Source organism: Oceanobacillus aidingensis, from assembly GCF_042654105.1.
GTDB classification, from domain to species: Bacteria; Bacillota; Bacilli; order Bacillales; family Amphibacillaceae; genus Oceanobacillus; species Oceanobacillus oncorhynchi.
This window is the reverse complement of sequence record NZ_JBHSFT010000007.1, coordinates 124,264-146,940: the sequence shown is the minus strand read 5'-3', so window position 1 is coordinate 146,940 and position 22,677 is coordinate 124,264. Positions and strand designations below refer to the sequence as shown.

The window sequence follows — 22,677 nt, the reverse complement described above, 5'->3', positions numbered from 1 at the left end:
ATATCCTTTAGTACACTTTTATAATATCATGCAGATATGCATCCGTAAATACTAATTTGTGAATTTGTTCACATTTTATTCCGAATATGAACAAATGATGAAGGTAAATTATGGATAATCTGTATTTGTGTGAACACGGATATTTATAGCTCTTTTCTTTTACTTTTCAAACTGAAACACACTCCTCATGAATTTTAAATATGTACATTTCCCTACACCATTTCATAGTAAATTAAAAATACCGCATATTAATGGGCTAACACCAAAATCTATGATTGGAAAATATACTTAAATGTGATAAAAACAACTAGCTAGCGACGGTTTTGACAGGATGAGTAATCGCAGAGGTCGCACTAACCTGGCAACATTGCCGCGATTACTCATTCCATCGAAAAGATTTGTACGTCGGAAAGCGGAGTGGTTGGTTGCAGGAGCTATGCACAATCATCAATTCCAAAAAAGGCAGGAGGATGACGGACAATTCTCCGTAATAAATTACCAGTAATAATTATTTTTTTGAAACCATTCAAACAGTGTTTCCGTACAATAAAATAAGAAGAATTTTCCGTTTTTATAATGGGATGAACGAGGAGTGTTTATATGAAGACCTTATTAACCGTTCAGAACCTTAAAAAATCTTTTAAGGATAAGGAAGCTTTAAAGGGAATTTCCTTTGAAGTAAATCGCGGCGAAATCATGGCTATATTAGGGCCAAACGGGGCAGGTAAATCTACCACGATTCGTAATATTATGGGTATCATGTATCCGGACAGCGGGGAAGTTCACTTCCATCAGCAGTCGGGAGAAGCCATTCCTAAATCTAAAATTGGTTATCTCCCTGAAGAAAGAGGCCTCTATAAAGATGTCAAGGTGATGGATATTCTCTTATACCTTGCTGATTTAAAGAATTACCCTTTAGATAAAGCAAAGGAACGCATCTTAACCTATTTAAAGAAATTTGATTTAGAAGGAAAGGAAAACACCTCTGTCGAAGAGCTCTCCAAAGGAATGAGTCAAAAAGTACAATTTATCGGTTCGATTCTTCATGAACCAGACCTGCTCATTCTGGATGAACCTTTTTCCGGTCTCGATCCAGTCAGTCAAGAGATTTTCAAAGATGAAATCGCTTCTTTAGCTGCAAATGGAACGGCCATTCTGCTTTCATCACATCAAATGAATCTTGTGGAGCAGATGTGTGACCGGCTTTTTATGATACAGCATGGCCAGAAAGTAATTTATGGCACTTTGGACGAAGTTAAAAAGCAATATGCCAATTTCAAATGCATCTTGCATGGTGAGAATCCGCCCGCTCTACTGGAGAAGATCCCTGAAGTCGACCGGATTGAACATCATGGCAGCCGTTCGATTCTCCATCTGCAAAAAGGAGTTATTCCTCATTATTGGCTAAAGCAATTACCTGCAGAATTAGATGTACAAGAGCTACATATTAACCGTATTTCTCTGCACGAAATTTTTATTGATATTGCTACAGATAAGCATCTTCTCTCTCAGGAAGGAGGTGCCTGAAATGCAGAACTCGCTGAAAGTAGCAAAATGGGAAATAAAACGAAATTTAAAAAATAAAACATTTGTCATTGGATTATTTATTACACCGGCTTTATTTATTTTATTCTTCTTCCTCGCCTCTTTATTTTCTTCAGATTCAGATGAAGCTGAAAATATGACAGTCTATGTAAATGATGACATAGGAATATATGAAGACATCGAGGCGGTTAATGAAGAACGTGATTTTGGCTGGGAGCTTCACCCTACTGATACATTAAAATCCGAAGTAACAGAAGTGAATGAGCCTTATACAGCGTATCTGTTTATTAATGAGCAGTCCTTGGAGGAGAACCGAATCGCCACTTATACAAGCGAGGAAGCTAATCCATTATTTCCTGGGCAATTACAGGCGTTAAGCGGACCAGTCCAGGTAATGAAAGCGAAAGACTCTGGTCTCAGTGAACGGGAAATAAACCAGCTGCTTGAGCCTGTGTCCTTTGCAGAGGGCACCAATCAGGATGAAGCAGCGACAAGCGAAGGCAGTGCGATTGCTTCCCTGGAGGATCCTTGGGAAAGTATCCTGCCAGGTGTTTTTGCCGGGGTAATTATGCTTTCCATCACTTTTACAGGGATGGCTATTTTTCAAAGTGCTTCCCAAGAGAAAAAAGATAAGATTGCAGAAATTATTTTATCCTCTCTAACACCATCCGAGCTGATGCAGGGGAAAATTATCGGTTATTTTATCTTAGGTCTTATTCAAGTTACAGTCTATATTGCGGTCCTGCTGCCATTTATTATCTGGCAGACAGATATCCCGATTTTAGAATACCTGCTTGTTCCAAGAACGCTTCTATTTGTATTTATCGCTCTTTTGAGTTATCTGATGTTTGCAGCCATTTTCGTCGGTGTCGGCGCAACCATGTCGGATGTGTCCAGTGCTGGTAATCTGCAAGGGTTTGTAATGATGCTTCCATTTTTGCCATTTATCATTATTGGACCGGTAATCAGTAATCCGGATGGTATCCTTGCTACCGTGAGCACCTACATTCCATTCACAGCACCTTCTGTATTGCTCATGCGGTTGACCATGCTGGATGATTGGCCTTGGATAGAAATTATGATTGCCTTTGCTGTGATTATTTTAAGTATCCTTCTTTTTATGAAGATTGCCGGAAAAATTTTCAAAGTCGGAATTCTTTTATATGGAAAGAACGCCACACCAAAAGAGATCTGGAAATGGATTCGTATGTAGAAGCTAATTTCGAGTTCACTACCATGGCAGCACCCTTTTTCAACGCTAGAACGGAATACAGCCGATTCTAATTAAGAAAGAAATATCACGCGATGATAAAACAGAGACAGAAGCAGTTCATCCTGCTCTCCTGCCTCTGTTTTTTTCGTTCATGCATACACTGACAAGGTCATACATATTCTTTATCATATTGTTTTTTTAAGTGAAAATCTAAAAATCTTCATACTAAATAAATGATAAAATCACTTCCATTCATTGCAAGCTGCTATCTTTAATTCCTCTCCCCCGCTTCTTCATTTATCATGGAGAACTGCCCGTAAACCCCGCCTCACCATAAAGAGTGAATTTAAATTTAATCAAGCGGGAGAGAACAGATATGGACTCCCTGAATCACTCAGGCTAATTCAGCTGGAGAGGAGCAACAACTCCTGCTGCATGAAGTTTCGTTTTATTATAGAAGGAGGATGTTTATGAGTACGATTGTGTTCCATGGATCCACCCGTAAAAACAGTAATACAGAAATATTAACCTATGAAGCTGTCCCTAAAAATCAGGGCACGCACGTTTATTTACGTGATTATATTATTCATCCCATCATTGACCAAAGACATGACAGAAATGGATTCACACCAGTAAATGATGATCATACAAAGCTTATTGATATGCTTTTAGAACATGATACACTTGTTTTTGCCACCCCTATTTATTGGTATAGTATGTCTGCCCTTATGAAGCTGTTTATTGATCGATGGTCACAAATCTTAAGAGATTCCGATTATCCAGATTTCAGAGAAAAACTGTCTCAAAAGAAGGTATATCTAATTATTGTTGGCGGTGACAACCCATTTATTAAAGGACTGCCGCTTATTCAGCAATTTCAATATATATGTGACTTTTATAAAATGCACTTTGCAGGATATGTAATTGGAAAAGCCAGTAAACCCGGTGACATATTATATGATAAAAAAGCTTTTAAAGCTGCTTCCACCCTGCTTTCTTTTACGGATGACTAAGTTTACAATCCTTACCGATTGATGTCTGCAACGGATATTTATCAATCATATATAAATAATTCCCTTAATGAGAGAATTATTATTATTTTCCCAAAATAACTACTTAATCCTAAATGAATCTAAAAATGCTAGTCTTATTTAATTATTTTTTCCTTTCCAGGTTTAAACTCTTCTATGTTTAGGCTATTCTATTAGTATCCAATCATGTAATTCATTTTAGTCATCTAGAGGAGGATTCAATGGAAAAGAAAACAAAGAAGATTTATCTATTGGCTGCAATATTATTTATACTTAGTTTTTTCTTGCCGAATGCAAGCTTGGCAAATGGCGACAGTTATGAAGTAAGTTCTGCTGTGTTAAACATCCGAAGCGAGCCGTCTAACGATGCGTCTCTGGTTGGTCAGTTTACAAAGGGAGATAAGGTGAATGCGTTTGACGAACAGCATGGTTGGGTTCAAACTTATTATGGCGGTGAACCTGTATGGGTCGCCAAACACCATCTGATTTCAACTGGCGACTCGAGTCAGGAAGCAGCTCCAGCTGCAGAAGAAACAGTAAATGAGGAACCGGCTGCAGAGCCTGCTGTAAATTCTTCCGGGTCAGTGACTGTTTCTGCTGACAGCATTTATGTCCGGTCCGGCCCGAGCACATCAGATATCATTATTTCCTATGCTTATCAGGGAGATTCCTTTGATGTCAACGCTGCTTCAGGAGATTGGATTGAGATTTCCTTAGGCAACGGCGAAACAGGATGGATTGCTTCCTGGCTGACAACGGACGGAAGCAGCAATGAAGAAGCAACAGAAAATACTGCTCCAACTGTCGAAGCAGCTCAGACACAGTCCAGCAGCTCTGGTTCTCTATCCGGACACACCATTGTCATTGACCCTGGTCATGGCGGGAAAGATCCGGGAGCCATCGGATTAAATAATATCTATGAAAAAGATGTTGTCACCTCTACAGCAGATTATGTTGTGCAGCAGCTGGAAGAAGCCGGAGCAAATGTAATCGTGACCCGAAATGGTGATTATTTTGTTTCATTAGATGAAAGAGCACGAATCAGTAACAGCTATAATACCGATGCTTTTATCAGTTTACATTATGATAGTTTCTCTGCTGTGCCAGTGAGCGGAGTAACAACTTATTACAATTCTGATTCTGACACTGCTTTAGCCAGCTCACTTAACAGCACTCTGTCTTCTACTGTTTCTCTGCCATCCAGAGGCACACAACAGGCGGGATATAAAGTGCTCGAAAACACAAATGCGCCATCTGTGCTGATTGAACTTGGCTATATTACCAATCCGCATGACCTGACCGTTGTGCAGACGGGTGACTATCAATCTAGCGTAGCCCGCGCAATTACCAATGGACTTATTAATCATTTAAATTAATTAGGATGAAACGGCTTCGAAAATACTTCGAAGCCGTTTTTTCATGCTGATGCATTTCTTTAGAATGAGAAGATAGCATGTTATACTTTAATCAATCTATAAGTCAAAAAGCGAGGTATACCTATGCATCCTGCTGCAAAACAAATAATTGAAACAACACGTGAACAATTTCAACTGACTGATTTTTATTTAGAAAGCTATGATTTCCTTCCACATGAAGCGAATCAGATTCATTTAAGTATGACCTGGATTCCAAACGGCTTAGCAATAACCGATGATTTAAACCCAAATGGAACTGTCGTAATAGCTGTGGATATCAAATCTAAAAAACTGACCGAAATTATTTTTGTAGGGAAAGAAAACCGGTTGTCTGCTGAATTATTTCCACAAGTGGATAACATGGAATCAATGATTGAATGGATAGAAGAGCAGACTCAATTAGAATATGGCAGACAGTTTAAGCTTGTAAATGAAACAAAAGAAAAAATCGTTTTCCACGCTGCTGTGGATAATATCAGACTTTTTCCTGGAGGAACAGTCACGATTTCTTTTAATGAAGAAGGAATGTTATCAAGCTTTTACGTACATGGAATGTTTGCAGATGAATCACAAATTCAATGGGAGCCCTTTAATTTAGTAGATGAGGTTATCTATCCTTTGGCAATGCAGCATTGTAAGCTTATTGAAGTCCCAGACGAATCGACTGCTGCTTGGAAGCCATACTATGTTATATCCAGTTTCCTTGTTTCCAATCAAAATCCGGATACTATTATCTATTTCGATCAAGTAGAGAATAATCTTTCTTATACCCCTCTTGATACAATTTTAACTTGGGAGGAGCCTTCTACAGAGAAATTCGAGAAAAAGGAAATCGATTTAAAACATGTATTTACCGAAGAAGAAGCTTTTCAAAAGGAAAAAGTCACCGATAATAACCTGCCTATTCCAGATGATACCGCAGAGAAAATGGTGATTGAAATCACGAATATGCTGCAGAAGGAGTTTCCAAATGACAGCGGTCGTTGGCGCTTAACTTCTGTAAAACGGGAACGAGGCTATTTATTAGCAAGGTTGGATCCTGCAACACCTACACCAAGGGTTCTTTATCCATCCTTGAAGCTGTTAATTCATCCAGAAACATTACAAGTTGATAATTACGTGGATACAGAGGCGCTATTGGATGCTTTTGATTTCCTTGCAGATGCGGAGGCCGTAAAAGTGGATGTCGAAGCAGCTGCCGGACATTTATGCGAGCATATCGAAGTAGAACCTGTATATGTTTATGATAATCAAACGAAAATGTATCAATTATGCGGAAAGGTAACAAGCGGTTCCTATGCTATCGATGCCGTTACAGGAGAACTATCCACGATAGATGAGTAATGTTGTGAATAAGTTATAACTTTATCCACAGGTTATCTTTCTGAAATACGAAAGAAGCTTTTACGCTATATAACGTAAAAGCTTCTTTTCTTATAAGTCATCAAAACCATTTAAATCACTAGTTTTCGTATATTGACGTGATTTCTGTTCAAAGAAATCCGTTTTTGTTCCATCGACGTTATCCACATATGCACGAATCCATTTCATAGGATTATCCACATGTTCTGGATAAAGTTCTTCTAATCCCATCATACGCAGCATTTTATTAGCACGGTATTTGACATAGCCATCCAGCTCATCCATATCAATTCCTTCCACACCCGCAAGCGCGTAATGTGACCATTCTAATTCTAATTCAACAGATTGATGGAAATGGTCATAAACCCATTGAATGAATTCTTTATTATTATGTTCCGGGTTCTCAGCTAAGGTGGCACGGAACAATTCTGTAATAAAGCGGCCATGCTCCAATTCATCACGGTTGATATAGCTGATCATCGTGGAGGTCCCTACCATTTTATTCTGTCTCGCCAAATTATAGAAGAAAGCAAATCCAGAATAGAAAAACATTCCTTCTAACAGTGAAGTATATACTAATGTTTTAAGGATATTTTCTATTGTCGGATTTTCCACAAACGTATTATATTGCTCTGTTAACAGTTCGTTCCGTTTCATCAATAATTCATCTGTTCTTCCTAATTGGAATGATTCATTCTGTTCATTCCAGGAAACAACAGAGGATAGAACATAAGAATAACTTTCATTATGCACTGCTTCCTGTTGCGCGATAACCGCCATAATTGATTGGACAGAAGCATCTGTTGCATAGAGTGAAATCAACAATGCTGTTCTTGTTTGCGGTGCGTCTAATGTGGATAACAGCCCAATTATTTTCAAATACGCATCCTGCTCTTCTTCAGACAGGGTAGGAAACTGTTTTACGTCACTAGACATATTTATTTCATCGGCCTGCCAATAGTTTCCGACAAGTCGTTTATATATTTTATACCAATGTGGATAAGCAATATCATTCCAATTTAGAATGCCACTTGATTGGCCTCCAAATACGCCGGTTGACTTATTTGGAAAACGCGGTTCTAACGTTTTAGCACGCTCAAGCGTAACTTTTTGCATGATTCAGCACTCCTTCTAACCACTGTTCAATCTTATTCTCCTGTGATCCACGCGGCGATTGTTCGATTTTAAGAGCCGGATAACTGCTTCCATAAAAATGGGCTAATTTATCTGCTGCTTTGCAAAACAAATCATCCCCGCCAAATTGTGTATCTCCAGTTCCGAAAATAACCATATTTTCAGGTTTATATCCTACTTCCAAAACAAAATCCTTTACCTCATCTGGTGTAGCTCCTCTTTCCCAAGTGAAGGTACCCAAAAATACAAGGTCGTAATCAGCAGGATCGCTGAGTGCATCGATGCCGATTCGATGCCACTCAACTGTTATCCCTTCTTTATTTAAATAATCCCCAATATACGCAGCAACCTCTTCTGTATTACCACTGTAGCTTAAATACGCAATGAGAATCCTCAACTTTGACACCACTCACACTCTTCGACATCGTTGGATGTGGAACGGACATAATACGTCGTTTTTAATCCTTCATTCCATGCCTGTAAGTGTAAGTCGAGTAATACAGATGCGCGAATTGTATTCGGTACATAAATATTAAATGATAAACTTTGATCAATATGACGCTGGCGTTTTGCATTCTGGCTCACAGAATAACGCTGGTCTACAATATACGCAGAACGGCGATAAATATTATACGTGTTATGGTCTAAAGCCGGTGCTGTAACAGGTATTTTAAAATCCTTCTTTTCTTCATGATAGAACACTTGGAAAATCGGATCGATACTTGCTGTCGAACCAGCAATCATCGCCGTTGTAGAATTCGGTGCAACAGCCATTAAATAACCATTACGGATACCATTCTCTTTGACTTCTTCTTTTAATGCAGTCCATTTAGAGTCAGTATAGCCTTTTTGGTCAAAATAAGCACCTGTGCTCCATTTACTTCCTTCGTAAACAGAATACGCACCTTTTTCTTTACTTAGCTCCATACTGCTTTTAATCGTTAAATAAGCGATATTTTCGTAAAGCTCATCCGCATATTGAACAGCTTCTTCTGTTTCCCAGCCGATTCCTTTTAGCGCAAGAAGATGATGCCACCCAAACGTTCCTAGACCAATAGCGCGGTATTTTTGGTTTGTAATGGTTGCCTGCATGATCGGCAGTGTATTAATATCGATCACATTATCCAGCATTCTTACCTGAATCGGTATCAGACGCTCTAATACATCATTGGAAACAGCTCTTCCAAGGTTCACCGAGCTCAAATTACAAACCACATAGTCTCCAGCCTGATATTTTCTTACAATGGTATTTTCACTTTCTAAAAACTCTTCAACAAATTCAGTGGGTGACTGATTTTGTGTAATTTCTGTACACAGGTTCGAGCAATAAATCAAACCTTCATGTGAATTTGCATTTTGACGGTTTACTTCATCACGGTAGAACATGAAAGGCGTGCCAGATTCTAACTGAGAACGCATCAAACGCTTCATAATTTCAATCGCCGGTACTTTTTCTTTTGATAAATCTTCATTTGCGACACATTCTTCGTATTTTTGACGCCATGAACCATTTCCTTTTTCTTCATCATAAAAGTCCTCTAGAGAATAGCCCATTACCTGACGTACTTCATGCGGATCAAATAAATACCAATCGCCGCGGTTTTCAACCTGTTCCATAAAGTAGTCCGGCAAGCATACACCAGTGAAGATATCATGCGCACGCATGCGATCATCCCCATTGTTAAGCTTCAAATCAAGGAATGATTCGATATCACGATGCCATACATCTAAATAAATCGCAATCGCACCTTTACGGGTTCCAAGCTGATCCACGCTGACTGCTGTATTGTTTAACTGTTTGATCCATGGCACAACACCGCTGGACATTCCTTTAAATCCTTTGATTGAGCTGCCCCGTGCACGAATTTTACCCATGTAAACACCGATTCCGCCGCCGTTTTTAGAAAGCTTGGCAATATCGGTATTACTGTCATAAATCGCCTGCAGGCTGTCATCTACAGTATCAATAAAGCAGCTGGAAAGCTGGCCATGTGTTTTTCCGGCATTGGTTAAGGTTGGTGTTGCTACAGTCATATATAAATTACTCAACGCCCAGTAAGCTTCCTGAATATATTCCACCCGTTTATTTTGCGGTTCATCCTGCATTAGGTGCATCGCAATAATCAGCCAGCGCTCCTGAGGAAGCTCAAATACACGCTTCTGATGATCCGTTGCTAAATACCGTGTAGCAATGGTATAAATCCCTAAATAATTAAATAATCTATCTCTTTCCGGTACAATCAGGCTTCCAATTTGATCAATTTCTTCTTTTGAGTATTTTTCCAGAAATGAAGGTGTATAAATGCCTTCATCGGTTAACATGTTAATTAAATGATAAAAGGAACCATATTTTTCTCTTTCGTCATAGCCGCGGTTGGCAGCAGCTTCTTTATATAAATTCTCCACGTAAATTCGTGCAGCTGCATACGTCCAATCCGGATTTGCTTCATCTATATTTTCAAGGGCTGTCTGAATAATGGTATCATTCACTTTCGTACTGGAAGTAACCCCCTGTGTCTGCTTTTCTGCTTTTTGAAACCAAGCATCAGCATCTACTTTCAAACCTTCTGATGCACGATTGATTTTTTCTTGAATCGATGTCGGATTAATAATAATGGTCATTTTTATGCCTCCTATAATCATATGTATCTATTTAAAATCAATTTATTTATCATAATAAAAATAAACTTATACTTTTCCAACGGCTTTACTGCTTATTTCTCCAAAATAATAAGCGTCTAGTGAGGTAAATCTGCTGATGAATGAAATGATGAAAAGTAATCTGTTATCCGTACTATATATAGTAGATTACTCCATTTTAAATACAATCAGTTGATGGAGGAAACCAAGGTTACAGCAGGCTTCACCATTTCAGCAATTCAGACATTACCTTGACAAGACACAATATGTAGTGCTAAACGTTTTTCGTTTCGCCTATATCTTGTATTAAACACTATCATAGATTATTCAACTACGCAAGATTTTAATTCGAGATAGGATGTTATAACTAAAATCTGTTTTTGTCCAAAAAAACAGCTGATTTCTGCACTATCTGCTTAAAATAACAAAGGGAAAACAACGTATGGTTAACGTTATTTTTTGAACTGTTCATACTTTCGATTCATTTATCATGATGCGAATAAGTTTTTTTAATTGAATATAACATGATATATTTAGTTGAAATAAAGATTTTGGCTTCTATATTGCACTCTGGAAATACGCTACGCCAGTTAGAGTGCCTCTTTATAGAAAAAATTTATTTTGTCAGATGCAAAAGATAGTTTAAATAATTAAACTTAAATGGACAGATATACAATTTCAATCAAAAATAAAATCCGCTATTTTTTATTAAACTCAAGTTCTCATTATAGCTTAATTTAATAGAAATAAAAGTATTTAGAAACGATTTTTATTGGCAATTTTTTATCCACATTCACCCCTGTGGATAATGTGTAGATAACCAAAAAGTTATCCTTTAGATTTCCACAGGATTATCCCCAGATATGCATAAACAAAAGCGGGTTTTATGAGAGCAAAAAAATCAAGAATACTACCTGGTCTTTAAAATATCGGTATTTTAGCCGAGCAGGCGTCCGCTCCCACCTAAGAAGAAATATAAGTGCGACTATGCTTCTGTCTGCGCCTGTCGGCTTGCCAATCAGCAAATAATCTTCTTTAAAGTAGATGAGTTCGAGGCCTATGAAAAGCGCAGTGTATTTCCGGGGTCTAAGATTACTCTCCCTATGAAACCTGTTGGAGTGGCAATATTCAGCATTTTTTATATACTTTCTTACTCTTATAAAAAAAGAACAGCTCCATATTTCATGGCAGCTGTTCCTTTTTTATTTATTCATACTTGAAAAGAAGTCACCTAATGGGTCGGGTTCTTCTTCCTCTTTCTCCTCTTCTTCAGCAGGATGAATCATTAAATCACCTGCACTTAAATCGTCCATACTCCAATCTTCCTGAAGGCTTTCTTCCTCTATTTCCGGTACAGTGCTGCTTGGTTCTTCTATCTCTTTAAATAGAGTTTCCACTCCGCTGTTCATAGAAGTTAATAGTGCCGTTGCCCGCATAGGATCGGATAATAATTGATATAGAATCGTCCCGATCAGAGCTTCTGAGTGCTCATGCTTTAACCAGCTTTTTTGTTCCTTTGTCAGCTGTCGGGGGAGCGGAATCGTAACCGTCTCCTTTTCCCTTACTGTCATTTCATTGACACCCTTTAGAACGAAGCTCGCAATTTTACTGGAGAAGTTTCTCCGTTCGGTTTCCTTCAATTGCTGCAGTTGTCTTAGTAAGTAGTCAGGAGTATCTGAAGGAATTCGAAATGTGATTGTTTGTCCTCTTTCGATATTCTTTCCCATAGAATAATCACCTTACTTCGTTTTCGTAGTCTTCTCTTCCTTCTCAACCTTTTCGTTCTTCTGCACAAAATCGGTAATTAATTTATAATACGCATTAGCCATCATCCAGATGCTTTCATTCTCATCTTCAAAGAATTCAATATTGTAGCCTTCCAGCTTATTATTGATCGCTTTGATGTAATCTTTCAGCACCGCAGAGCCGCCGCCGACAAAATAGCAAATTTCTGTCTGGGAATTCCTGCTCCATACGTTCCGCAAATAACGATATTCTTTCTTAGCAAGCTCCAACAGAATATGATCTGTTATATCATGGACATTCGTGCGGCTTCCTTTGACCATAATATGATTACGATTATTTTTTCTGGTGATAATATCCACGACATCTCTTCTGCTGTCCAGTTCTACACCGTGTTTTGATCTGATTTCTTCACGAATTTGTTCTAATGATTCGGAAACACCGATATTAAAACCTTGTGCTTTATCGTCATCCACATTTCTATTGCGAATAACAGCAATATCTGTGGATAAACCGCCAATATCTTGAATTAAAATTTGTTTGTCAATTAATTCCTTGTTGATAACTTTTAAGTCATTATCCATAATTAAATTGACGTATGCAGCAAAACCTTCCGGATATACTTTTACTTCATCAAATTTAATATTTACTTTTTTCCCCTGATGCTTTGGAGTAACTAAAAATTCTATCTGATGCACAGAGCCTAATAGACGGGAACGATAACCCACGTCTTTTCCTTCTTTTACTTCTCTAAGCGGTAATCCTGTACCTAATGTATAAAGCGCATCATAAACACCGTTTTTCTCTTTAAATACTTCACTTGATACAGCATCTAATGCTAATGAAGCCAGTAACATAACTAATGTCTGATCCTCTTCTGATTTACTGCTTCCTGGATCAAGTTCCTGAGAGTTGGTTGTTTTTGTAGCCAGATTACCTACTCTGTAAACAAGGTTATTTTCGGATAAGGCAGGGGAATGGATACGGATATGAATATTATCCAGTACTTCCTTCGTATCTAATTCTTCAATTCCAATAACGGGTCTGTCTTCTAGATCAGGAGCTACCACATTGGGTATGTAGTATTCATTTTCTAATTTACCAAAATTCCCCTTTAAGGCATCATTTCCAACATCAATTGCTGCAATTCTTGACTTTGTCATTTTCATTCTCCTTTCAAAATTACGTTTCTTCTATATAATACAACATAAAACGAATGAGCAATCTATCTAGACTTCCATTCTATCTAATAGTTATCTTCTTCGATAAACTATAACTCTAGCATAAACACATCCTCTCCATTCTTCAAGTGTTTTAGCGAAATGTTTACATGTTTGTTTTCTTGTACACTTCAATAAAACCTGTCAAATCAATTTATACACGCTAATGTTTACAAGTAAACATTTTTGTACTCATTGTAAACAATATTGTTTTTTTGTGTACATAATTGTTTACTGATGTTTTCTACCCGTGGCTCTCCCCTGTTTTTACAAAATCAAAAATAATACTTGTTAAATATTACAATTTTCTATAAAATATAACTGCATACATATGAATATTACTGACTTAGAATAAGTAAATATTTGTATTTTATAATCGGTGGGGAAAGTAAAAACATCGTTTATTTACTTATATTTATTTAAACTTACGCAGCTATGATTTTACTTGCCATATAATTAGGTCTAATTCACCGCTTCTTTTTTACTTGGAGTATCAGGCCGGTGGAAAATCCAATTACTATTCTTTGAAATGGAGAGGTTCTTATAATGGTCCGATTATACCTGCGTATAGTGATCCTATCGGTTTTTACCATAGCTGCTTTGCTTTCAGTCAGCTATGGTACCTTGCTTCTGGATGTAAACTCTTATATTTTGATTTATTCTATCTACCTTTTCTTTTCTATCCTTTTTGTCCATTTAAGGACACTTGTTAAGGCCGGAAAAATGAATATTGATTATAGTATTTCCTATAGCTTTTCCTTCGTTTTATTAGCAGGTCCATTAGGCTTATTTCTATTTGAAATTGCAAATCGATTTTATGTGTATTTTCATCGGAAAATCACCGGTACAGCAGATGAGGACGAACTGCTGCATACCTTTTATAATATTGGTGCGCCGACATTATTCTGTACGATTGGATTCTATGGTTTTCACACTATATACCCTGCTGTACAGGGCCTCCCCTTCTCGTTCTGGCTGGTTGTATTCTTGTTAATTATTTTAATGGACGTTATTTCTTCCTGTTTTTTAATATTAATCATGCTTGTTACTAAAAATATACATTCGAAACAGGAAGCATTTGAATTTATTACCGGGCGAAGCATGATTGATTTGCTTAAAACAGCTTTGACAAACGGGCTGCTTTTCACATTTATATCCGAAGGGCAATGGGAAGCAGTGATTGCTATTTTCCTATTGAGTTATATCGTAGGACGCGCAGGGATATTTCATACCAAGCTTTTACTCCAAAAACAGGAAAGCGAACGATTTAAAAAAATGGCCTATACCGATTTTCTGACGAATATTTATAATCGGACCTATCTGAATAAAGTAATGCAGGAGTTAGACGAGAAGGAAGAAGACATCGCCCTGATTATTGGTGATATCGATGCTTTTAAATCTATCAATGATACGTTTAATCATGTTGTCGGCGACAATGTCATCCGACACTTCGCCCAAATACTGCAGAATAGCATAGATTCCTGTGATTATGTATTTCGCACGGGCGGAGAGGAATTTACCATCATTCTACGGAATAAAAACTATGAAGATTGCCAGTCTTTTCTAAATGAACTTAGGGATACTATTTTGGCTGCCCCTGCCCAGACAGAATTCCGGTCTGAAGCTGTCAGCATCCCTTATACCGCCTCATTTGGAATGTATTATATCCATAATGATCGTCTGACGGAGCTTAAGAATGCTTATTTACAAGCTGATGAATTGCTGTTAAAGGCAAAAAACAGCGGGAAAAATCGGATTATTTCTATGGATGGCAGGTTAAATAACAAGAAATAACGTATTACTTTGTGCACCAAGCATAAGAAAGGGCAGCTTCGTTAAAATTGAACGAAGCTGCCCTTTCTCTATAATACCTTGATATACCACCGGTCCATAGCCGAGTGTTCGCTTCCTTCCAAAGGTTTCTCCAAGGATTGAAAGCCATATTTTTCATATAAACTGCTCGCCGCCTCCAATTCATGTCTTGTTTCTAAATAGCATTGTTTAAAATGCACAGAAGCATAGTCCAGAGCCGTTTTCATCAGCTTCCGGGATAAACCCTTGCCTTGAGCTGAAGGAGCCAAATAAAGCTTCTGCAGCTCACAAATAGACTGCTTTTCATTATATATACCTATACCAACACCGCCAACGACTTCCCCATCCAGCTCCATTACCCAATATTTATCCTTTGGCCGTGCTTGATAATAAGAGCTTAGCTCAGCAAGCTGCGGGTCTGTATAAGCTGTCCCTTCATGATCGAGATGATGTTTTTCTAAGGAGCTCTTAATAATCGCTTCCATCGCTTTATCATCCTTTGCTTCGATTTCTCTGATGAGAACTGATTTATCCAATACATAACTCCTCCCCCGGCTATCCGCCCTATTTATAAAGAAAGAAGCTGCCCTGTCTCAGAGCAAGCTCCTTTCACTGTATATTAAACTGCTTTTGTCTTTTTAATTTGCTTACTGCGTAATTGACCGCAGGCTGCATCAATATCCGCACCATTCTCCCAACGGACACCGCATTGAATTCCTTCTGCCTTCAATGTTTCATAAAAGGCCTGGATATTCTCTGAACTGCTGCGCTGATAATCTATATGCTCATCGACCGTATTATATGGAATCAGATTCACGTAAGCTAAATGGCGGTGGTTCCTGATCAGCTTAGCCAGTTCCAATGCTTCCTTCTTGTGATCATTGACATCATGAAGCATGATATACTCATACGTAATCCGGCGATTCTTTTTCTCTAAATAGTAATCCACAGCCTTCATCAGTTTTTCAATTGGGAAGGCACGGTTGATTTTCATAATTTGTGTACGTAATTCATTATTTGGAGCGTGTAAAGAAATAGCCAAATTGACTTGTATCGGATCATCTGCAAATTCATACATTTTATGTGCCAGTCCACTTGTCGAAACCGTAATATGACGTGCACCGATATTTAATCCGCCATCATCATTCACAATGTATAGGAAATCCATTAAATTCTTATAGTTATCCAGCGGCTCGCCAATTCCCATCACTACAATATGGCTGACACGCTCTTCTTCCCCGCGCTCATCCATATGCTTTTGTACATTCATAATCTGCTCGACGATTTCCCCACTGTTTAAATCACGGCTCTTACGCAGCAGCCCGCTTGCACAGAAAGAGCAGCCAATATTACATCCTACCTGTGTTGTCACACAGACAGATAATCCATAATTAAAACGCATCAGGACCGTCTCAATCACATTGCCATCTGCCAGCTTGAATAAAAATTTAATCGTTCCATCCTTTGACTCCTGGCGAATTTCTTCAGCCATTGTATGCAGGACAAAATTTTCCTTTAAAAGATCTATCGTTGACTGATTGACATTATTCATATCTTCAAAGCGGTCAATCCGTTTTTTATATAACCAGTTCCACACTTGCTCAGCACGAAAACGTTTTTCACCATGTTCCATTAACCACGACTGCAATTGTTCATATGTTAATCCGTAAATAGATGAATGACTCATCAAAAATACCCTCATTTCATTTTTTCTGCTTTCCCTATATTACTTGATTACGACCAGGTTAGCAAATAGTTTTCACATTCTTTTCATTAGATGAATCAAGAAAATCACTTGGTTTTTAAAACACCGGATGTTCTTGCCAAGGAGATGTCCGCTGCGACGATATTTGATAGGACGAGTAAACGCAGTCCCCTCCCCTGAATGAAGAGGCAAAAAGTAACTTCTTCTGACGCCATAAGTTTAAACATTGGACGCTGCCCTAAGAAACCTTTATCATTTTTATTAGTGAAGGAGGGGTTTAATGGATACTCAATCATACAAAAAGTTTCAAAATATACCTTTATCTGTACTCGATCTCGCACCAATTATCGAAGAAGGAGATGCTAAACAGGCATTTCAGGAAAGTGTCCGTTTAGCACAGCATGTTGAAAAACTGGGATTTCACCGCTATTGGTTTGCAGAACACCATAACATGAAAGGAATCTCAAGCTCAGCAACCTCTTTATTGATCGGCCATATTGCCGGGCACACCAACTCCATCCGTGTCGGTTCAGGCGGAATCATGCTGCCAAATCATGCCAGTCTGGTCATTGCAGAGCAATTTGGCACACTGGAATCCCTTTATCCGAATCGGATAGACTTAGGATTAGGCCGTGCACCCGGAAGTGACCAGGCAACCGCTTTTGCCCTGCGTCGCACCCTTCATGCCGGCCCCGAGGAATTTCCGATGCAAGTCAATGAATTGCAGGATTATTTTTCAAGCAATCCAGTTTCCCGAGTAAAGGCAATACCTGGACAGGGCTTAGATATTCCGATTTGGCTGCTTGGTTCCAGCGATTTTAGTGCACGATTAGCGGCGGAAAAAGGCTTGCCATTTTCATTTGCCAGCCATTTTGCACCTGCATATACCGTTCCTGCATTAGAGCTTTATCGTGAGCGGTTCCAGCCGTCTGAAGCGCTTGATAAACCGTATGCAATGGTTGCAGTCAATGTCATTGCAGCAGATACTGATGAAGAAGCAGCTTATTTGGCTACCTCTCATCAGATGCAATTCTTAAATCTGCGAAAAGGAATAGAATCTAAACTGCAGCCGCCCGTTGAGAACATGGATGCCGTCTGGTCTCCAGCAGAAAAAGCTGCTGTACAAGAGTCTTTAAGTCCGAAGACAACTATTATCGGCAACAAAGAAACTGTCCGTAAAGGGTTAGAAGCATTCCGTAAAGAAACAGATGCAGATGAAATTATAATCACCTCACAGATCTACGGTATTAAGGAAAGACTTTATTCCTATTCTATCGTAGGCGAATTGATGAGTGAATAATAGATAACGTCAGCCAGCTTGATCAAGAAGTTATTTCTTGTTCAAGCTGGCTTTTTATCGCAATGCAATTGACCGTGAAAAATGTATTTTATTACATCACTGTCCGAGTCAATAAAAACCGCCTTTACATATCCTCTACAAAAGATTGATGGTAAAAATCCAGCGGCATGCCATTTTTTGGCCGTGCCGGAATTTCCGTGCCACTGCAGGTGAAGGTCTGATTCGGAGCTATCCAATCGGTCCGCAGGAGATAAGACAAGCTAACCTTCATGAGCTGCATTGTTATATTCTCATTCGCAGAAGCGAGCTCTTTCGCCGCCCCTTCTCCAAAGTCAGGTAAAATATCTAAAAATCGATCCGGCTGAAATAAGTCCGGCTGAAGCCACTTATCAGGATGATGATTAGCGCCATGTATATCAAATAACACCAATTGATTTTTATCAAAAAACATATCCTTCCAAAAAAGCTGCTCCTGTGTCTTTGCTACGGCAAAAGGTGTGATAGAGTAGTAACGGATAACCTCATGGATAAAGCAGTCAACATATTGATGATCTACTTGCAGCCGATCCCTTAACCCCGGATTTTCAAGCAGTGCTATTTGGCAAAAGACGACCCATCTGCTGGAAGCTGCAAAAGTCCGGATAAGCAATAATAATTCTTGAACCACTTTCCCTGTCTGTAAAATTTGACCTGATTCATCTTCATACCAAGCCAGTTTGGATAGTATCTTTTCTTCATCGACATGGATTCTGCCCGCTCTCAGCTGACGTACTAAAAAGACAAGCCACTTTTCCATTCTATTTTTCGCTTGTTTTCTTTTCCAGCGATTGAATCCATACTTTGAAAATAATTGAACAAACTCCTGAATATCCGTGGTACGCTGCTTTAGATTATTTGCACGAATCGGAATCCCCAGCCAGTTACATACAGCAATTACCCACATCTCTTCCATTTCCGTAACAAAATCAATAGACGGGTTTATTTTCCACGCTTCTATTCTTTCTTCCCAGCGCTGTCGGATAATTGCCTCCAATTCTTCCCGCTTTTCTGCCGAGAAAACTTCTTGAAACCAGGCTTTCTCCTGATGATGATTGATATCTGCCAGATAAAATAAACCATTTTCTTCCCTAAGCAGGCTGGTGGACAATTCAAAAATACTTTTCTCAGGCTTAAACTTAGCCGTGTCCTTTACTAAATCTGCTGCTTCCTCCGCTCGCAGCATCACCAGCTTTCTTCCAAATATACGCGAACCGATAACGTCTTCCTGATACTCGTTCATTCGTTTAGAAAAATAAAAATAACCGTCTCTTAAAAAATCGATGGTATGATCCATTCCTTTATCTTGCACGATTGGTTTCACCATTTTCAAACCCCCTATGTACTTCTCTATCCTACTTCCCTCTTCAACGCTCTTAAAAACCTGTCTCCCTTTTAAAAGTATGCACCGTTATCTTAGAATTATAAACAAAGAGCACTCTATTCAGAATGCTCTTTGTCTGCTTTCTTTTCGTCTTCTATAATGACTTCTCCAGTTTCACTGCGCTCTTTTTCCGCCTCTTCTTTTACTTTATCTGTCACTTCTTTCAATTCATCCTCCACAGTCGTATCAGCCATTTTTACATTCGCCCGGTAAGCCGCACGTGTGATAAGATGCCCTGCAACTGGAGCAGTTAAGAACACAAAAGCAATTCCGAGCAGCAGCCGGACACTGTAAAATCCTTGATTGGAAGCAAAATAAATAAATGCTCCAAGAAGGGTCAATAATACAGCAAGTGTAGAACTTTTTGTACCAGCGTGGGAACGTGTAAAAACATCCGGCAGACGAATAATTCCTATCGCACTGATTAATGCCATAATCGATCCGGCAAGCATAAATAGAGCAGCAATAAATTCAATCGTCGCGTCGATATTCAAGAATGACCCCCCTCTCAATATATTTCGAGAAGGCAATGGTACTGATAAAAGCCAGGATAGCTAAAATCAAGATAACTTCTAAAAATGCAGTGGTTGTCAGCATAACTGATATAATAGCTATGGAGGATACGAGTGTCACACCAACCATATCTAAAGCAACGATACGGTCAGGCAGACTCGGGCCAATAATAATACGAATCACGCTGATACAAATCGATATTCCATAAAACGTTAAAGCAATCGTCAGCATTCCTTGAATCATTAGCGTGTCACCTCCATAATCGCTTTTTCAAAGTTATCAATGGACTTTAACAGGATATCTTTTGACTCTTCCACGTCCATCGCATGAATATAAAATGCATCTCCATCATCTGTCACTTCAATAACAACAGAACCTGGAGTTAATGTTAATAATAGTGCTAAAGCCGTAATTTCCCAATCTCCCTGTAAGACTGTTTCGTATTTAAACAGCCCTGGCTTAATCGAAAGTTTCGGTTTTAAAATTTGCCCAAGAACGAGCTTTGACGACATAATAAGCTCTCTCGTAAAGATAAATATCAGTTTTATTAGCGCTATAAAGCGAGAAAGATAAAATCGTTCTCCAAAAAATCGATGCATTAAAAACACAATACCAATCCCAACGAGATAACCTGCGACAAATGTTGTAAATCGAAGTTCGGATTCATCATTAATCAGGGTCCATAATACAGCAATAAACACATTCAATAAAAACTGTGCCGGCATTCAGCATCACCACCTTGTTTATTAGAAAAACTGCTTCAGAGGTATTCATGCACGCTCCGAGGGCACCCGATAATTCGGATTTCATCCAGACTAATTCCCTCCAAGTACTGCATCAATATAAATTTGCGGGTTTAATAATGTTTCTGCTGCATCTTGAACATAAACAGACATAGATTCAGCGCCTAAGCCCAAAGCAATCGTCCCTAAAGCTAATATACACATTGCAACGCTCCAGCCTTTCTTTGCTGGCGCTTCTTCGTCTTTACTGATAATCGTTTCTCCCCAAAAGCTTGTTAAGAAAATACGCATCAAGGAGTATAGAACAAAGATACTTGAGATAAACGCAAGGGCTAATAAGACATATGCGCCGCCTTCTACAGCACCTTCCCCAACAAGGACTTTACCGATAAATCCGCTTAATGGCGGAATTCCAGCTAAAGATAATGTTGTCAGGAAGAACAGCCAGCCAAGCAGCGGGTGGTTCTTGATCAGACCGCTGATTTCATCCATTTTCGTCTGTCCAGTCACTGCAATCATCGTTCCTACCAGTAAAAATAGGGATGCTTTTATAATAATGTCATGAATCAAATAATAAATAGATCCTTCTATAGCAGCTGGTGTTGCAACAGCCAAGCCAACGAGAATAAAACCAACTGCAATGACCACATTGTAAGAAGCAACTAATCTGAGGTCCTTATAAGCAACTGCTCCAATGCTTCCGCCGATTAAGGTCAGACCTGCTAAAATTCCAATTATCGTGTGCGTCATTTGCGGTTCGTGATAGAAAATCAAGGTAAACATACGGAACATCGCATAAATTCCAACCTTTGTCAGCAGCGCTCCGAACATAGCTGCGACTGGAGTAATTGGAACAGAATAAGAGCCCGGCAGCCAGAAATATAAAAACAGACCTGCTTTTAATGCAAAAACGGTTAAGAAAACTATACTGACAACAGTTAATGTCGCAGTCTGTCCATTTTCTGCAACACGCTCTGCTATATGCGCCATATTTAATGTTCCGACCGATCCATATATATATGCAATAGCTACAAGGAAAATCCAAGAGGAGACAACATTAACAATGACATATTTTATCGACTCGCGAAGCTGTCTTTTTTTGCCGCCAAATACGATTAACACGTAGGAAGCAAGCAGCATAATTTCAAAACAGACAAACAGGTTGAAGATATCCCCAGTCAGAAAGGAACCATTTACCCCTGCGATAAGAAATAAAACAAAAGAATAATAAAAGTTCTTTTCAAAAGATGGTTCCACAGAAGAAAACGAATAGATTAAACATACAGCAGCAACAATACTTGCCGCCAGTACCAGCAGCATGGAAAAACTATCTGCTACAAATAAGATTCCAAAAGGAGGCTCCCAGCCGCCAAAATCAAGACGTAAGACGCCATTTTGCTGAATCAGATGCAGCACATATGCGCTGATTGCGATATTCGCAACAAATACGAGCAATGACAGTCCTCTCTGCACCTTCACATAAGGCCTCAAAAATAAAAGAATAATCCCAAACAGGACCGGCAGTGCCATGGGCATAACAATTAAATTACTCATCCGGCTCCCCCCTCAGCTCATCTAATTTATCTGTTCCAATCTCTTGATATGTTCGATAAGCGAGAACGAGAGACACCGCAGTTACCGCAAAACCGATAACAATTGACGTTAAAATCAATGCCTGCGGGAGTGGATCTACCGGATCCCCTTCGCCGACAATCGGCACTGTTCCCGTTTTTAATTCTGCAAGCACCATAATGAGAAGATGGGCTGCATGGGTCAAAATCGCAGTACCGATAATAACGCGGATCAAACTCTTTGACAGCAAGAGATAAGTTGCTACTGTAACTAATACGCCTGCCAGGATGGTTACTAACGTTTCCATAA

The 22,677-nt window shown here is 38.9% G+C and carries 20 protein-coding genes; 7 read left to right on the top strand and 13 right to left on the bottom strand.

Features of this window, described 5'->3' with window-relative positions:
• Positions 1-600: 600 nt before the first annotated feature.
• The 5 genes from ACFO3P_RS05085 (at position 601) to ACFO3P_RS05065 (ending at position 6,548) form a co-directional block, all read left to right on the top strand.
• A complete protein-coding gene (locus ACFO3P_RS05085; RefSeq protein ID WP_042529268.1) occupies positions 601-1,527 on the top strand; it encodes an ABC transporter ATP-binding protein in 927 nt (308 codons plus the stop codon).
• A gap of 1 nt (position 1,528) precedes the next feature.
• Complete coding sequence (locus ACFO3P_RS05080; protein WP_289584456.1) at positions 1,529-2,758, top strand: ABC transporter permease; 1,230 nt, start codon at positions 1,529-1,531, stop codon at positions 2,756-2,758.
• Positions 2,759-3,228: 470 nt separating this feature from the next.
• Complete coding sequence (locus tag ACFO3P_RS05075) at positions 3,229-3,771, top strand: flavodoxin family protein (RefSeq protein WP_042529265.1); 543 nt, start codon at positions 3,229-3,231, stop codon at positions 3,769-3,771.
• Positions 3,772-4,010: 239 nt separating this feature from the next.
• Positions 4,011-5,165, top strand: coding sequence for an N-acetylmuramoyl-L-alanine amidase (locus ACFO3P_RS05070; RefSeq protein WP_379542213.1), 1,155 nt, complete (start codon positions 4,011-4,013; stop codon positions 5,163-5,165).
• Between the two features lie 123 nt (positions 5,166-5,288).
• A complete protein-coding gene (locus ACFO3P_RS05065; RefSeq protein WP_193064788.1) occupies positions 5,289-6,548 on the top strand; it encodes a hypothetical protein in 1,260 nt (419 codons plus the stop codon).
• 90 nt (positions 6,549-6,638) lie between these two features.
• On the opposite strand, the gene ACFO3P_RS05060 is transcribed toward ACFO3P_RS05065, so the two are convergent.
• From ACFO3P_RS05060 to ACFO3P_RS05040, 5 genes are all read right to left on the bottom strand, one after another.
• On the bottom strand, positions 6,639-7,682 hold the full coding sequence (locus tag ACFO3P_RS05060; RefSeq protein ID WP_042529258.1) for a ribonucleotide-diphosphate reductase subunit beta: 1,044 nt from the start codon (positions 7,680-7,682) through the stop codon (positions 6,639-6,641).
• Positions 7,663-8,109: a flavodoxin gene (locus ACFO3P_RS05055; RefSeq protein WP_042529256.1), complete on the bottom strand. Its 447-nt coding sequence runs from the start codon at positions 8,107-8,109 to the stop codon at positions 7,663-7,665. Before ACFO3P_RS05055 ends, ACFO3P_RS05060 begins: the two co-directional genes overlap by 20 nt.
• On the bottom strand, positions 8,094-10,322 hold the full coding sequence (locus ACFO3P_RS05050; RefSeq protein WP_042529254.1) for a ribonucleoside-diphosphate reductase subunit alpha: 2,229 nt from the start codon (positions 10,320-10,322) through the stop codon (positions 8,094-8,096). Before ACFO3P_RS05050 ends, ACFO3P_RS05055 begins: the two co-directional genes overlap by 16 nt.
• Before the next feature lie 1,220 nt (positions 10,323-11,542).
• On the bottom strand, positions 11,543-12,067 hold the full coding sequence (locus tag ACFO3P_RS05045; protein ID WP_042529252.1) for a hypothetical protein: 525 nt from the start codon (positions 12,065-12,067) through the stop codon (positions 11,543-11,545).
• A 12-nt stretch (positions 12,068-12,079) separates the two neighbouring features.
• Complete coding sequence (locus ACFO3P_RS05040) at positions 12,080-13,246, bottom strand: ParM/StbA family protein (protein WP_042529250.1); 1,167 nt, start codon at positions 13,244-13,246, stop codon at positions 12,080-12,082.
• 603 nt (positions 13,247-13,849) lie between these two features.
• Between ACFO3P_RS05040 and ACFO3P_RS05035 the strand changes: the two genes are divergently transcribed.
• Positions 13,850-15,097, top strand: a complete 1,248-nt coding sequence (locus ACFO3P_RS05035) for a GGDEF domain-containing protein (RefSeq protein ID WP_042529248.1) — start codon at positions 13,850-13,852, stop codon at positions 15,095-15,097.
• 68 nt (positions 15,098-15,165) lie between these two features.
• Here ACFO3P_RS05035 and ACFO3P_RS05030 read toward each other — a convergent pair whose 3' ends face one another.
• Complete coding sequence (locus ACFO3P_RS05030) at positions 15,166-15,651, bottom strand: GNAT family N-acetyltransferase (protein ID WP_276325289.1); 486 nt, start codon at positions 15,649-15,651, stop codon at positions 15,166-15,168.
• 83 nt (positions 15,652-15,734) lie between these two features.
• On the bottom strand, positions 15,735-16,802 hold the full coding sequence (rlmN, locus tag ACFO3P_RS05025; RefSeq protein ID WP_042529247.1) for a dual-specificity RNA methyltransferase RlmN: 1,068 nt from the start codon (positions 16,800-16,802) through the stop codon (positions 15,735-15,737).
• Between the two features lie 298 nt (positions 16,803-17,100).
• Between rlmN and ACFO3P_RS05020 the strand changes: the two genes are divergently transcribed.
• Positions 17,101-18,120 (top strand): LLM class flavin-dependent oxidoreductase, encoded by a 1,020-nt coding sequence (locus tag ACFO3P_RS05020; RefSeq protein WP_042529245.1) that lies wholly within the window; start codon positions 17,101-17,103, stop codon positions 18,118-18,120.
• Between the two features lie 124 nt (positions 18,121-18,244).
• On the opposite strand, the gene ACFO3P_RS05015 is transcribed toward ACFO3P_RS05020, so the two are convergent.
• The 6 genes from ACFO3P_RS05015 to ACFO3P_RS04990 form a co-directional block, all read right to left on the bottom strand.
• Positions 18,245-19,483 carry a cytochrome P450 gene (locus ACFO3P_RS05015; RefSeq protein ID WP_042529243.1) on the bottom strand — a complete coding sequence of 413 codons (1,239 nt, stop codon included), beginning with the start codon at positions 19,481-19,483 and terminating at the stop codon, positions 18,245-18,247.
• Positions 19,484-19,596: 113 nt separating this feature from the next.
• Positions 19,597-19,992 carry a Na+/H+ antiporter subunit G gene (locus ACFO3P_RS05010; RefSeq protein ID WP_244882410.1) on the bottom strand — a complete coding sequence of 132 codons (396 nt, stop codon included), beginning with the start codon at positions 19,990-19,992 and terminating at the stop codon, positions 19,597-19,599.
• Positions 19,993-20,011: 19 nt separating this feature from the next.
• The gene (locus tag ACFO3P_RS05005; RefSeq protein ID WP_042529239.1) at positions 20,012-20,296 is read right to left on the bottom strand and encodes a Na(+)/H(+) antiporter subunit F1; all 285 of its coding nucleotides are present in this window, start codon (positions 20,294-20,296) and stop codon (positions 20,012-20,014) included.
• Positions 20,296-20,778, bottom strand: a complete 483-nt coding sequence (locus tag ACFO3P_RS05000) for a Na+/H+ antiporter subunit E (RefSeq protein ID WP_042529237.1) — start codon at positions 20,776-20,778, stop codon at positions 20,296-20,298. The genes ACFO3P_RS05005 and ACFO3P_RS05000 overlap by 1 nt, the downstream gene beginning before the upstream one ends.
• Before the next feature lie 90 nt (positions 20,779-20,868).
• Entirely contained in the window at positions 20,869-22,350 is a 1,482-nt protein-coding gene (locus tag ACFO3P_RS04995; RefSeq protein WP_289584458.1) for a Na+/H+ antiporter subunit D, read from the bottom strand.
• Positions 22,343-22,675, bottom strand: a complete 333-nt coding sequence (locus tag ACFO3P_RS04990) for a Na(+)/H(+) antiporter subunit C (RefSeq protein ID WP_042529233.1) — start codon at positions 22,673-22,675, stop codon at positions 22,343-22,345. The genes ACFO3P_RS04995 and ACFO3P_RS04990 overlap by 8 nt, the downstream gene beginning before the upstream one ends.
• Between the last annotated feature and the right edge of the window lie 2 nt (positions 22,676-22,677).

Coding starts and splice junctions, on each gene's coding strand:
- ACFO3P_RS05085 (WP_042529268.1), top strand. CDS start 601: ATGAAGACCTTATTAACCGTTCAGAACCTTAAAAAATCTTTTAAGGAT.
- ACFO3P_RS05080 (WP_289584456.1), top strand. CDS start 1,529: ATGCAGAACTCGCTGAAAGTAGCAAAATGGGAAATAAAACGAAATTTA.
- ACFO3P_RS05075 (WP_042529265.1), top strand. CDS start 3,229: ATGAGTACGATTGTGTTCCATGGATCCACCCGTAAAAACAGTAATACA.
- ACFO3P_RS05070 (WP_379542213.1), top strand. CDS start 4,011: ATGGAAAAGAAAACAAAGAAGATTTATCTATTGGCTGCAATATTATTT.
- ACFO3P_RS05065 (WP_193064788.1), top strand. CDS start 5,289: ATGCATCCTGCTGCAAAACAAATAATTGAAACAACACGTGAACAATTT.
- ACFO3P_RS05060 (WP_042529258.1), bottom strand. CDS start 7,682: ATGCAAAAAGTTACGCTTGAGCGTGCTAAAACGTTAGAACCGCGTTTT.
- ACFO3P_RS05050 (WP_042529254.1), bottom strand. CDS start 10,322: ATGACCATTATTATTAATCCGACATCGATTCAAGAAAAAATCAATCGT.
- ACFO3P_RS05045 (WP_042529252.1), bottom strand. CDS start 12,067: ATGGGAAAGAATATCGAAAGAGGACAAACAATCACATTTCGAATTCCT.
- ACFO3P_RS05040 (WP_042529250.1), bottom strand. CDS start 13,246: ATGACAAAGTCAAGAATTGCAGCAATTGATGTTGGAAATGATGCCTTA.
- ACFO3P_RS05035 (WP_042529248.1), top strand. CDS start 13,850: ATGGTCCGATTATACCTGCGTATAGTGATCCTATCGGTTTTTACCATA.
- rlmN (WP_042529247.1), bottom strand. CDS start 16,802: ATGAGTCATTCATCTATTTACGGATTAACATATGAACAATTGCAGTCG.
- ACFO3P_RS05020 (WP_042529245.1), top strand. CDS start 17,101: ATGGATACTCAATCATACAAAAAGTTTCAAAATATACCTTTATCTGTA.
- ACFO3P_RS05015 (WP_042529243.1), bottom strand. CDS start 19,483: ATGGTGAAACCAATCGTGCAAGATAAAGGAATGGATCATACCATCGAT.
- ACFO3P_RS05010 (WP_244882410.1), bottom strand. CDS start 19,992: ATGCTTGCCGGATCGATTATGGCATTAATCAGTGCGATAGGAATTATT.
- ACFO3P_RS05005 (WP_042529239.1), bottom strand. CDS start 20,296: ATGATTCAAGGAATGCTGACGATTGCTTTAACGTTTTATGGAATATCG.
- ACFO3P_RS05000 (WP_042529237.1), bottom strand. CDS start 20,778: ATGCCGGCACAGTTTTTATTGAATGTGTTTATTGCTGTATTATGGACC.
- ACFO3P_RS04995 (WP_289584458.1), bottom strand. CDS start 22,350: ATGAGTAATTTAATTGTTATGCCCATGGCACTGCCGGTCCTGTTTGGG.
- ACFO3P_RS04990 (WP_042529233.1), bottom strand. CDS start 22,675: ATGGAAACGTTAGTAACCATCCTGGCAGGCGTATTAGTTACAGTAGCA.